7 protein-coding genes are annotated in these 12,012 nt (G+C 57.1%); 2 read left to right on the top strand and 5 right to left on the bottom strand.

All coding sequences use genetic code 11. The annotated features are described in order from the left end of the window. Nucleotides 1-13 precede the first annotated feature (13 nt). Nucleotides 14-1,243, top strand: coding sequence for a M20/M25/M40 family metallo-hydrolase (locus C4J92_RS15460; protein WP_124404491.1), 1,230 nt, complete (start codon nucleotides 14-16; stop codon nucleotides 1,241-1,243). Between the two features lie 179 nt (nucleotides 1,244-1,422). Here the strand turns inward: C4J92_RS15460 and C4J92_RS15455 are convergent, their stop codons facing one another. Next, nucleotides 1,423-1,839 (bottom strand): hypothetical protein, encoded by a 417-nt coding sequence (locus C4J92_RS15455; RefSeq protein ID WP_124404490.1) that lies wholly within the window; start codon nucleotides 1,837-1,839, stop codon nucleotides 1,423-1,425. Between the two features lie 406 nt (nucleotides 1,840-2,245). Here C4J92_RS15455 and C4J92_RS15450 point away from each other — a divergent pair, with 406 nt between their 5' ends. Then, nucleotides 2,246-2,902: a hypothetical protein gene (locus C4J92_RS15450; RefSeq protein WP_124404489.1), complete on the top strand. Its 657-nt coding sequence runs from the start codon at nucleotides 2,246-2,248 to the stop codon at nucleotides 2,900-2,902. An 87-nt stretch (nucleotides 2,903-2,989) separates the two neighbouring features. On the opposite strand, the gene C4J92_RS15445 is transcribed toward C4J92_RS15450, so the two are convergent. From C4J92_RS15445 to C4J92_RS15430, 4 genes are all read right to left on the bottom strand, one after another. Then, entirely contained in the window at nucleotides 2,990-3,409 is a 420-nt protein-coding gene (locus C4J92_RS15445; RefSeq protein ID WP_124404488.1) for a hypothetical protein, read from the bottom strand. Between the two features lie 151 nt (nucleotides 3,410-3,560). Further along, nucleotides 3,561-3,977 carry a hypothetical protein gene (locus C4J92_RS15440; RefSeq protein WP_164487538.1) on the bottom strand — a complete coding sequence of 139 codons (417 nt, stop codon included), beginning with the start codon at nucleotides 3,975-3,977 and terminating at the stop codon, nucleotides 3,561-3,563. Then, complete coding sequence (locus tag C4J92_RS15435; protein ID WP_124405814.1) at nucleotides 3,977-8,791, bottom strand: RHS repeat-associated core domain-containing protein; 4,815 nt, start codon at nucleotides 8,789-8,791, stop codon at nucleotides 3,977-3,979. The genes C4J92_RS15440 and C4J92_RS15435 overlap by 1 nt, the downstream gene beginning before the upstream one ends. Before the next feature lie 146 nt (nucleotides 8,792-8,937). Next, the gene (locus C4J92_RS15430) at nucleotides 8,938-12,012 is read right to left on the bottom strand and encodes an efflux RND transporter permease subunit (protein ID WP_124404486.1); all 3,075 of its coding nucleotides are present in this window, start codon (nucleotides 12,010-12,012) and stop codon (nucleotides 8,938-8,940) included.

The raw sequence follows: 12,012 nt of genomic DNA, 5'->3' as shown, positions 1-12,012 counted from the left end.
CAAGGATCGGTCCATGCTCTTCACCTTCCCCCGTACCCTGCTGGCCGCCACCCTGGCCTTGTCCTTCGCCATGCCGGCCTACAGCGCCGAACCCCACAAGCCGATCCAGGCGGACGCCGAACAGTACAAGGCCGAGGCCCTGAAACTGCTGGAGCGCCTGGTGAATATTGACTCCGGCTCCGGCTACGAGCCCGGCCTGACCCAAGTGCGCGACATCGCCGTGGATGAATTGAAACAGCTGGGTTTCAGCATCGAGCTGGTGCCGGACAAAGCCGCCAACAACAGCCATGTGATCGCCACCCTCAAGGGCTCCGGCAAGGCCAAAATCCTGCTGATGGCACACATGGACACCGTGTTCAAGGAAGGCTCGGCCGCCGAACGCCCGTTCCACATCAAGGACGGCCGCGCCTATGGCCCCGGCGTGATGGACGACAAAGGCGGCATCGTCGCCGGCATCTACGCATTGAAAGTCCTGAAAAACCAAGGTTTCAAGGACTATGCACAAATCACCTTCCTGCTCGACGCCAGCGAAGAAACCGGCTCCGACGCCGCCTCCGAACTGATCCGCACCACCGCCAAGGGCCACGACGTAACCCTCAACCTGGAACCCGGCCGCCCAGCCGACGGCCTGGTGGTCTGGCGCAAAGGCAGCGCCACCGCGGTGGTTGAAGTCAAAGGCAAAGCCGCCCACGCCGGCGTCGCACCTGAACTGGGGCGCAACGCCGCTATGGAAGCCGCACACCAGATCCTGCAACTGGGCAAGCTGGGCGACGCCGAGAAAAAAACCACCATCAACTTCACCGTACTCAAGGCCGGCGACCGCACCAACGTCATCCCCGACCAAGCCACCGCCAAGGCCGACGTACGCGCCGCGCTGCCGGAAGAGTTCGACCGCATCGAGAAGGACCTGGCGCGGGTCTCCGCGAACAAACTGATCCCGGACACCGAAGTGAAGACCAGCCTGCAACGCGGCTTGCCACCGATGCCGCAGACGGCGGAGTCAGACAAACTGGTCGCGATTGCCCAAGGCATCTACGGCGAACTGGGCAAAACCCTGACCATCGAAGGCAGCGGCGGCGCGGCGGACGCAAGCTTGTCGGCCGGGGTAGGGACGCCGACGCTGGATGGGTTTGGGATAGTGGGCGGGAATATTCACACGCCGGAGGAATATGCCGAGGTGGAGAGCGTGGTGCCTCGGGTTTATTTGTTGAGTCGGATGATTATGGAGCTTTCCAAGCGCTGAATGGGCGTGCACTTGTGGTGAGGGAGCTTGCTCCCGCTGGGCTGCGGAGCAGCCCCAAATCCGGTATTGGTTATCTACCTGAAGAGACTCATCAACCGGACTGGGGCCGCTTCGCGGCCCAGCGCGAGCAAGCTCGCTCGCCACAGGGTGGTGGGCTTTGAGTGAGAGCGGCGGTGTGTTTACCAAGTTGACTGGTCTTCGCGGCTGGCTTTTTGAAGGTCGTCTTTCCAGACCTCGTTGGCGAGTCGGTAGATGTCAGCGAAGAAACCTCGGGAATCGGCTATTTCGGTTTCGTCCCAGGCCATTGTTATATATTCGTCGTAATCGCTTTCGAATTCTTTGGCAAAGTCAAATTCAGGTTTTTTTAAAGCGGCTTGAAGCATTGTTATTAATATGAAGCGATGCTTGTAAGTAAGGTACATAAGGTCTTTAAGAATAAAGTCCTTTATTATTATTTCTCGCTCTTTGGTGTCGTTAGGATTATATCTCCAGAGCGCTTCGCCTTTGGTGTCCTCTAGGTCGTATATTGATAGTGCCGCCAAAATATAAGAGATCGTGGGCGTAAAAGGCATATTTCCAAATGGCGATTTCAACATTGTGACCTCAGTACGGAAATGCAGTGAATGGGCAAATTGTCCTCTTTGTCGAATCTGACTTCCACGTTATTCAGATTTTTATATATTAGTTCTAAACTACCTGAAATACCGCATCACCTTGATTCGGGCAGCTTCGCGGCCCAGCGTAAGCAAAGCATTGTTCGATTCTTGAGAGCACGTTGTAGGATTTTTCGATTTTATTGGCTGGATTTTGTTGTCGGAGGCTTCTTGCATTAGGGGGGATCTGAATTATCGATGCTTAGCGGTTAGATGCATTTAGCTACAAATCGGTAAAACGCACTGACGGCGTGCGTTACAGGTATGTGCGCAAGACATTGCGCATTTAATCTGAGGTATAACATGTTTTAATGCGAGACCACCGATCGCAGTCATCGTAAGGATAAAAATGCAATCTCCGTTTCTTTTAACTGTTGTTGAGCACGAGCGAACCACCTCTTTACGTAAACGCATGCGCACCGCAGGTTGTGTGTTTGAATTTGTAGTCTTTTCTCCAAAGCCCAACACTGTTGTTGATGAGCATATCCATCGGCAGGCTTTATTAGGTATGGATTACTATCAGGGTGCGGCATACAAAACGCCAGAACTGGCCGAGTTAGGCGACTATCTTCCTTCTCAATATGCTCCGATTCCAGATTGGGATTGGGATGTGGAACGTGCGGAGGCTACGCCGTTGACCTTAGCTGAAGTCCAAAACCTGACGGTTATGCAAAAAAACCAATTCGATTCTACTGTGCTCTATAGTGCTTTTTGCCATCCACCTTATAGCGCTCGGTTTAAAAGAGGCGAGAGTGAGGCTCAGTCTCTATATTGTGAGTGGTTGCAATTGCTCGGTATTGAGGTACAGGCCGACGTAGTGGTCATAAATTGGGTGGATGCGTATGAGGAAAAATGGGGGCGATTACCAGATGGCAGTCTGCAAATGGAGCGGCCTTGGGGTGAGTATTTCGAGTGGGGACTGGAGTGGTGGGGCATTTGGTGCCTAACTGTGTGGAATCCAAAGAAGAATACTCTAAGTGTATTGGTTGCAAGCACTTCAGATTAATTGTTATCCCTGGCGTTCCTCGCAGCCGAGAGCAGGTAAGTTTGCACACTGCAAGATAGGGCGTTGTCTTGCAGAGCGGTGTTAGGTTTACCAAGTTGATTGATCTTCAAGGCCGGCTTTTTCGAGATCGTCTCTCCAGGCCTCGTTGGCTAGGCGATAGATGTCGGCGAAGAAACCACGTGGGTCGGCTATTTCCGTTTCGTCCCAAGCCATAGTAGAGCACTTATCTGGGTCATCCTCAAAATAAGAATGGAAGTTGAAGTTTTGGGTGTTTAATGCGATAGATAAGTTTTCTATTAATTTATACCTGTGTCGATAGGATAGTTTTTTGTATGGATCTAGGCAGTACTTTGCTATGAGGGTTTCTCTATCTTTACGGTCATTAGGGTTGAAGCAAGCGAGCTCTTCCCCTTTGGTTTCCTCCCTGTCATAAATATCAAAAATTCCCACAAAATAGTAAAGGCTGGCGTCGAAATGGATAGTGTCCGAATATGGGTGAAATAGCATTTTTTATTTATTCGTTGGAAAGTTTACGGGTTTGTTTGGTGCGCGCTTAGTGCTATAAGCACGGGACTTTGGCTGGCGAATTTTTTGTAGCGGACGCGCTATCTCACTCGCCAGAGGAGGTTGATTTTTTTCCGGAAAAGTGTCGGCGTTTCTACCAGGTCGACTGGTCTTCGCAGCTTGCTTTTTGAAGGTCGTCTTTCCACACATCTTTAGCTAGAAGATAAATCTCTCTTAGAAAATCTTTTGGGTTGTCCAGTTCATACCATTCGGCTCTTGGCCACGACCCTGTGTCGTCTTCGCTTATCTCAAATAAGCTATGGAAGTTGTAAGTTTCGTCATTCAGCTTGTCTTTTAAGTTTTCAATTAACGCGTATTTATGTCTATATGATAGGTAGCTTAAATTCAATGCGTAACGCTTTATTAGTTTTTCTCTGTCCGACTTGTTATTTGGGTCATATTTACTGAGCTCTATACCGACCTCTTGCTCGCGGTCGTAAATATCAAATACCCCGATAAACCACATTAGGCTTGGGGCAAACGGCTCATTTAGAAACGGGTCTTTCAACATTATTTCTTCTCGGTAGGAAATGCGGTGAATGGTCGATTTCTATTGTTTTTATCAAACTTTACTTCAAACCAATTCATATTTTCGTTCAGATGTGGGTTTTCTGTATCTTTTTTGTTAGGTCTGTATCCTCTTCCCGATCCAGTTAGCTCCAGCCTGAGTATGGGGTTTTTGTTGTGGTCTTGACCATTGAACGGATCGAGTCCAAGAGACGTACGTGTCAATGCCTTGTTCAAAGCGCTTAGCTGCATTTTCCAACTATGAAATTGAGAGCTTAAATTGCCTTTTCCATCCGGTTTTGGCAAACCGGTGATGGGATCTGTGCCGTCAATAGCTCTTTGTCTCAACGCCGTATCGGTGATCTCAGGTCCGTGTTTGGTCACTGTGTGCATGTCATATTTCTCTTCAAGTTCCAGCACGCGCCGTTTTGCGTTTTCCTCGGTCAAGGCTTCGATGCGTGCTCTTCGTTCATTTGCCTTGGGTAGTGTTGGTTGGCTCCCGTCGACCTTAGCCTTTTTTATAGGATCTTCTAAGCCGTTGATGGATTTGCATCCATCACTGGCGGGACATGAATTCAAGCCTAGCGGGTCTACCCAACCTGTCGGATTGGGCACGTACTGGTACGTATTGATCCCACCGGCCAGCTTCACCGGATCAGGCGTCAGGTAACTACCAATATCCGGATTGTAGTAGCGATGGCGGTTGTAGTGGAGGCCGCTTTCCGGGTCGAAGTATTGGCCCTGGAAACGTAGCGGGTTGTCGACTTTGCCGACGTCGAGGCGGCTGATTTCGCCGTAGGCGCGGTAGTGGGCGGACCAGACGATTTCGCCTTCAGGCGTGGTGAGTTCTTGCGGTGTGCCGAGGTGGTCGAGTTGGTAGTGGTAAGGCTTGGTTTCTTCTGGGCCGAAGCCTTCCAGTAGTGCCAATGGGCGGAAGCTGTCGGGTTCGTAGAGGTAGCTGCGATGACGATCCGCGTGATGCTCGGCGACTACTTTGTCGCTTTGCCAGAAGAACTCCGTGGTGATGCCGTCGACGGTTTTGCTGATACGCCGCCCAAACGGATCGTAGCGATAACTGGCGGTTTGGCCATTGGGCTTTGTGATGCCGATCAGCCGGTGCTGACAGTCGTAGCGGTACTCGGTAACGAGTGAATGACCCTTGCCGCGTCGTTCGCATATCAGGTTGCCGAAGGCGTCATAGTCGTAATGGTGATCGCCTTGGATCACCAGCCGATTACCCGCGACGATGTCCGGCCCTGGCCTGTCTTGCATGAGCAGGTTGCCGGCCGGGTTGTGGCCGAAGCGTTCTTGTACGTCTTGCGAGTGATCGGCGCGGGTCAGGCGGTGGAGCGGGTCGTAGCGGTAAAGGTGTTCGCCTTTGCGGGTGTCGTGCAGGCGGGTGAGGTTGCCGGTTTTGTCGTAGTCGTAGTGGCGTTGGTAGAGGTGGTTTTCCTGCTGGGTGACGGCGTGGGTATGTAGCCGGTTTTGCTCGTCGTAGTGGTAGTGGCTGAGCAGTTGGCCTTGTTGGCGTTGGTGTTCGCGACCGGCTTTGAACAGGTGGGAAGTCAGCAACGCACCGTTCAGTTCGACGGTGGCGAGGTGGCCGCCTTTGTCGTGGTTGAAGGTGAGGCGGTTGTTGTCCGGTAGGCGTAAATGCTGAAGTTGGCCGCAGGCGTCGTAGCCGTAGCGCAAAGTGCCCCAGCCCTGGTGTTCGGCGGTGAGGCGGTTTTGGCGGTCGTATTCGTAGGCCAGGAACCAGTGGCCGTCGTCGACGCTGAGGAGGTTGCCTTGGCGGTCGTAGGCATAGTCAACAACGCTGCCGTCGGGCAGGGTTTTTCTTACGAGGCGGCCAGCGTGGTCGCGTTCGTAGCGGGTAACTAACTGACTGCCGTCGTCGCCGTGTTCCGTTTTCTCCAGCAGGTTGCCGTTGAGGTCGTAGGCGTAGGCGGTGCGTTGGCCGTCAAAACCGGTTTCCTGTTGGATCAGGCCGTTGGGGTGGTAGTCGAGCTGGTAGGTTTCGCCGACTTCGTTTTCGATGGCGGTCAGCAGCAAGCGGGCGTTGTCGTAGCGGTACTTGACCTGGGTGCCGTCGGCATTGATGCGGCGGCTGATCAGGTGCAGGCCGTCGGCGTATTCGTAGCGGGTGACGTGGCCCAGCTCGTCGCGTTCGGCGGTGATTTTTCCGTAGGGATTGTAGCTGAATTCTCGGTAGGTACCGTCGGGTTGGGTCAGTTTCAGCAGGCGTCCTACAGCGTCCCACTGATACTGAGTCAGCGCGCCCTGTTCATCCTCACGCGCAACCTGCCGGCCCAGGTCGTCATAGCGATAGCGCTTGATCCCACCATTCGGTAGCTGCTCTTCAACGAGCTGCCCACGCTCGTTCCACACCAACCGATGGCAGCTGTGATCCGGATACCAAACCCCGGTCAGTTGCCCTTGCTTGTCGTAGCTGTAGTCAGTCGCGTTGCCATCCGGATCGATCTGGCGAATGACATCGCCCTTGTCATTGCGCTCGTATTTCCAGACCGCTTCGCCACGGCGCATAACCCGTACGAAACCGTTGTCATGCTCGTAGGACGTCGGCTCATCATCCCCCGGAAACAGCGCGACCAAGCGTCCGGCGTCGTCGTATTGATAGGCCGTCACCGCACCCAGCGGGTCCTGCTCGACGGTCAGGCGGCCCTTGTCATCGTAGGATTTGAAGTGTTGAGCGCCGTCGGGATCGATGCGCTGTACCAGCCGCGCCCGCTGGTCATGTACGTAAACTTCCTGGCTGCCGTCGGCGTTGTGCACGGTGACGCGCCCGTCATCGCCCCAGGCATACCGCGTGTCCATCTGCGAGAAACTGGCCCAATGCCGGACACAGCGCGCCGCCTTGCCAGCGCGTTCCCATTCCCAGAAGAAACTCGCCCCACCAGCCAGCTGGCGCTCAAGAATGACGTGCTGCTCGTCGTACCGATAACGCTCGCATTCACCGACAGCATTGGTCGCCGACACCAGTCGTCCAGCGCCGTCATAGGCGTAGGAAACGACGTTCTGCTCGGTCACCCAAACGAACGGTTCATGCCCCTTGGCGCGATGAACCTGGTAGTCCACCGCCACGATGCGGTCGAATTCATAACGCAACAGAAGCGAACGGCCCACGCCGTTATCCAGCCGCTCAATCCGTCCCAACCGATCCCGAACAACCAACAACCGGTTGTCATACGCATCGCTGATTGTCGTCAGTACACCGTCGCGAAAGTGGTAGAACCGCGAACCCTGGGCCAGCACCAGTTCACCAGGCAACGACCCCAAATAAATCGCCGCTTCCGCCAGGCTGTTGGTAATCGCCGGCCGAGAAACCGTCGGTAAGGGCAGGGTGGTCGCGCGATTTTCGTGGTCCGTCCACACCACCGAATCGCCTGACACCACAAGCCGCTGCGCCAGCGCATGACTCCAACCAAACCCCAGCCCACAATCCACTTCCACCGCACTGCTGCGATACAAGCGCGTCCACTCGAACGGCAAGACCCCATCCAGCGCGCCATCGGTGAGCGTCAGCAGTTCCTCGCCGGTGACCATCGACACCGGGCAGCCGTTCGTAACGGTTTTATCCGCAGAGGCCGCCGCATCACCCTTCGGGTTCGAAGCCACGGCAGGCGCATCATCCACCGCCTCCTGCCGCACCAACGCCGTACGCTGGGTCTTGCTGCGCACCGCTGGCACCGGGTTCGAAACCAGCGTGTCACCCGCCTTCAACGGCGCTACCGGCACCGCCTTGATAGCCGTCGCCGCACTGTTCAGTAGCAACGGCTTGGCCGCTTCCACATGCGCTTCCAGCCCAGGCCCCACCACCTGCTTGGCCAGCAACTCCAACAACGCCCGCGCCCGCCCGGATCTAACGTGACTGAGCACCTGGGGGCCCAACCGCACCGCCAACCCCATCGCCCCTAACACGCGAATCAGCAGCAGGTTGATCAGCACCTCACCAGTGATTTCGCTCCATAGTTCAGTCATCTCCGGCGGCGGCAGCATGCGCATCCAGCTGACCATCGCCGACAAATGGATAAACAACAGTGGCTCATCACTGAGCACGAGCAGCCCCTGGGCAAGCGTCTCCTTGCCCAGCTTCAGCAGCTCATCGAGTTCGGTTTGAGAGAGGTACTGCAATAACTTTTCGCTGTCGGGCTTGAGGTCCGCCAGCAGGTCGTACAGCTCGGTAATGTTGTCCCACAGGCTATAAAGCGCTTTGCCCATGCCACTGAGAAACGCCGTTTCCAGCAGCCGTCGTCGGTCGAGGGGGCTAACGTCTGTGTAGTTTTTCCACTGTGCCTCAAAGGTACCGGTCCACTCTTTGCGCAGCCGCGTTTCCAACTCCGCGATCACCGACTGGTAGGACGCGTACAGTGCCTTGACGTGATCCTGGGAAACGTTGGGATAAAAGCTGACCCGGTAGCGCTGGTTGCGATCACACTCGGAAACTTCGAGGATGCCGCTTGGGCCGATGGTCTTGTGGATGGGCTCGCCCAACGGGCTGCCGTTTGGGTCGACGCGTTGTAGCATCACCGGCGTGTTGCCGATAGGCACGAAGCGCGTGCTCTGGAACATATGCGCCAGGGTCAAGGTACCCGTGGCTTGGCATGTCGCGACGGTGCTGCTGGGGAAGATCGAACGGTTGATGGGGGCCACCAACGTTACGTCATCCCCAACCTTGAATACCTGTTCGACATCCAGCGCCGAGACGCTCCAGAAACTCGAAGCCCATTCGTCAAATGTATTCAGGCAATCGCGAAAGTCACGGAAGACGCTCTCAATGTCGAGCTTCTTCACATGCATGGGCGTCAGGGCCAGTCTGCCAATAGCCGGGTTCAAGCGATGGCCCCGTTAAACAGGGCCCTAACGAAAAAAACCATCTGCACTCCCTCGCACTGTTTAATCAGGCGAAGGACTTTGCAGAGGTTTTCAGGGCAGGGGAGTAGAGCTTATCCGGCGGTTACGTGGGAAGTTTCAGCAACCCTGTCGCGCAGCACCAGGCTGCACAGCGCCGGCAGGAACAGCAGCGTCAACACCGTGCCCACCAGCACCCCGCCGATCAGTACATAGGCCAGGGACGACCAGAACACCGACAGGGTCAGCGGAATGAACGCCAGCGCCGCCGCCAGCGCGGTTAAAATCACCGGTCGCGCTCGGCGCACGGTGGCTTCGACGATGGCCTCGCGTATCGGCATGCCGTGGTCCTGGTTCTGGCGAATCTGGTCGGTAAAGATCAGCGTATTGCGCATCAGAATGCCGCCGATGCCGATCAGCCCGAGGATCGCGTTGAACCCGAACGGCTGGTTGAACAGCAACAAGGTCGGCACCGCGCCAATCAGGCCCAGCGGCGCGGTGGCGAAGACCATCAGCATCACGCCGAAGGAGCGCACCTGGAACATGATCACCGTGAGGGTCAGCAGGATCATGATCGGGAACAGCGCCGCCAGGGCGACGTTGGCCTTGGCGCTTTCTTCAACCGGGCCGCCGATGTCGATCCGGTAGCCAGTGGGCAGCTTGGCGATCAGCGGCTGCAGGTCTTTGTACACGGACATTTCCACATCGGGCGGTTGTACGCCGTCGATGATGTCGGCGCGCACTTCCACGGTGGTGGCGCGGTTGCGGCGCTTGAGGATCGGTTCTTCCATCACCGCCTGGAAATGCCCGACCTGGGCCAGCGGCACCGACGTGCCGGCGCTGTTGGTCAGGGTCATGTTATTGAGGTTGCCGAGGTCTTCGCGTTGGCTGCCCTGGGCGCGGGCCACCACGGACACAGTGCGGTTGCCTTCACGCACTTCGGTGATCGGGTTGCCGCTGAGCAGGGCGTTTAGCTGGGACTTGACCTCGTCGGGGGTGAAACCCAGCAGGCGCAGGCGATCCTGGTCCAGCACCAGGCGGTAACCGCTGGCGCGCTCGCCCCATTCGAGGAAGGCGTCGCGGGTCAGTTTGTTGCCGGCCACCACTTGGCGCACCTGTTCGGACAGCCCACGCAGCGTGTCCAGGTCCGGCCCGGACACACGGAACACCACGGGGAATGGCACCGGCGGGCCGAACACCAATTGCGTGACGCGCACCCGCGCCGCTGGAAACTCGCCGGCAGCGATGCGCTCGCGCATGCGCACTTTCAAGGCATCGCGAGCGTGGGAATCCGGGGTTTGCACGATCAGCTTGGCGAACGCCGGGTCCGGCAGCTCAGGGTTCAACGACAGGAAAAAGCGCGGTGCGCCGCCGCCTACATAGGTGTCGACCAGGCTCGTCTGCGGTTCCTGCAACAGGGCTTTTTCCACCTGCGCCGCCACTGCTTCGGTGCTTTTGAATGCACTGCCGGGCGGCATGTACACCTCCAGAATCAGCTCGGAACGGTCGGAATCAGGGAAGAATTGTTTCTTCACCACCGCCATCCCCAGGCCGCACAGCACAAACGCCGCCACCACCAGCCCGGTCACCAGCCAGCGCCCACGCACACAGGCCTCCACCACGCTGCGCAGTTTCTGGTAATAGCGCCCGGCGTAAATCGCATCATGCCCGCCGGGCACTGGCTTGATCTGCGGCAGCAGCTTCACGCCCAGATACGGCGTAAACACCACCGCCACCAACCAGGATGAAATCAAGGCAAAGCCTACGATCCAGAAGATATTCCCGGCGTACTCGCCCGCACCGGATCGCGCGAACCCCACCGGTAAAAAGCCGATGATCGTCACCAGCGTGCCGGTCAACATCGGCGCCGCCGTGGAGCTCCAGGCATAGGTGGCCGCATGGATGCGGTCAAAGCCTTCTTCGAGTTTCACCACCATCATCTCGATGGCGATGATGGCGTCGTCCACCAGCAGGCCCAGGGAAATGATCAGGGCACCGAGGGTGACGCGGTCGAATTCACGGCCGGTGACGAGCATGATCACGAACACGATCGACAGCGTCAGCGGCACGGCCGCCGCCACCACCAACCCCACGCGAAAGCCCAGGGCCAACAGGCTGATCAGCATCACAACCGCCAGGGCGACGAAGAACTTGAGCATGAACTCGTTCACCGCCAGGCTGATGTTTTTCGCCTGGTCGGACACCTTGGCAAAATTCACCCCCAGGGGCAGGTCGGCCTGGATTCGGGCTTCCTGGGCCTGCAGGCTTTTGTCCAGTTCCAGGCCGTTCCAATGCTTCTGCATGATCACCCCGAGCATCAGCGCCGGGTCGCCCTGGTGGCGAATGCGGTAGCTGGGCGGGTCTTCATAGCCACGCCTGACGGTGGCCACATCGGCGATGCGCAGCACGCGGCCATTGGCTTGCACCGGCACGTTCTCGATCAGCGCCAGGCTGTCGAAGGCGCCATCGATGCGGATGTAGGCGCGGGCACCGGCGGTTTCGACGAAGCCCGAGGGCGCCACGGCGTTTTGTGCGGCGAGGGCGGCGAAGATCTGTTCGGGCTTGATGCCCAGGGTCGCCAGGCGCTCGTAGGAAAACTCGACAAACACGCGCTGGGCCTGTTCGCCGAGGATATTGACCTTCTTCACCCCCGGCAGGTTGAGCAGGCCCTGGCGCAGCGTTTCGGCCATTTGCACCTGCTGGCGATGGGGCAGGTGTTCGGCCTCCAGGGCGTACAGCGCAAAGTAGACATCCGAATACTCATCGTTGAAAAACGGCCCGATCACACCCTTGGGCAGTCTTGCGGCTTCGTCGCTGAGTTTTTTACGGGTCTGGTAGAACAGCTCCTGTATCTCGCTCGGGCGCGTGGATTCAAGGAAGGTCATGCGCATCGAAACGAAACCCGGTTGGGCGATGGTCTCGACGCGGTCGTAGTAGTCCAGTTCCTGCAGGCGCTTTTCCAGGCGGTCGGCCACTTGTTCCTGCATTTCTTCGGCAGTGGCGCCGGGCCAGGCGGCGGTGATGGTCATGACCTTGACCGTAAACGAGGGGTCTTCGGCGCGCCCCAGTTTGCCGAACGAGAAGATCCCGGCAGCAATAATCGCGATGATCAGGAACAGCGTGACGGCGCGGTGCTTGACCGCCAGTTCCGAAAGGTTGATTCCACGCAT

Source organism: Pseudomonas sp. R3-18-08 (assembly GCF_003852065.1).
In the GTDB taxonomy this organism is placed as follows: Bacteria; Pseudomonadota; Gammaproteobacteria; order Pseudomonadales; family Pseudomonadaceae; genus Aquipseudomonas.
Note: the sequence above shows the minus strand (reverse complement) of the source record. Positions and strands in the feature narration are given on the sequence as shown.

Coding starts and splice junctions, on each gene's coding strand:
- C4J92_RS15460 (WP_124404491.1), top strand. CDS start 14: ATGCTCTTCACCTTCCCCCGTACCCTGCTGGCCGCCACCCTGGCCTTG.
- C4J92_RS15455 (WP_124404490.1), bottom strand. CDS start 1,839: ATGTTGAAATCGCCATTTGGAAATATGCCTTTTACGCCCACGATCTCT.
- C4J92_RS15450 (WP_124404489.1), top strand. CDS start 2,246: ATGCAATCTCCGTTTCTTTTAACTGTTGTTGAGCACGAGCGAACCACC.
- C4J92_RS15445 (WP_124404488.1), bottom strand. CDS start 3,409: ATGCTATTTCACCCATATTCGGACACTATCCATTTCGACGCCAGCCTT.
- C4J92_RS15440 (WP_164487538.1), bottom strand. CDS start 3,977: ATGTTGAAAGACCCGTTTCTAAATGAGCCGTTTGCCCCAAGCCTAATG.
- C4J92_RS15435 (WP_124405814.1), bottom strand. CDS start 8,791: ATGCATGTGAAGAAGCTCGACATTGAGAGCGTCTTCCGTGACTTTCGC.
- C4J92_RS15430 (WP_124404486.1), bottom strand. CDS start 12,012: ATGCGTGGAATCAACCTTTCGGAACTGGCGGTCAAGCACCGCGCCGTC.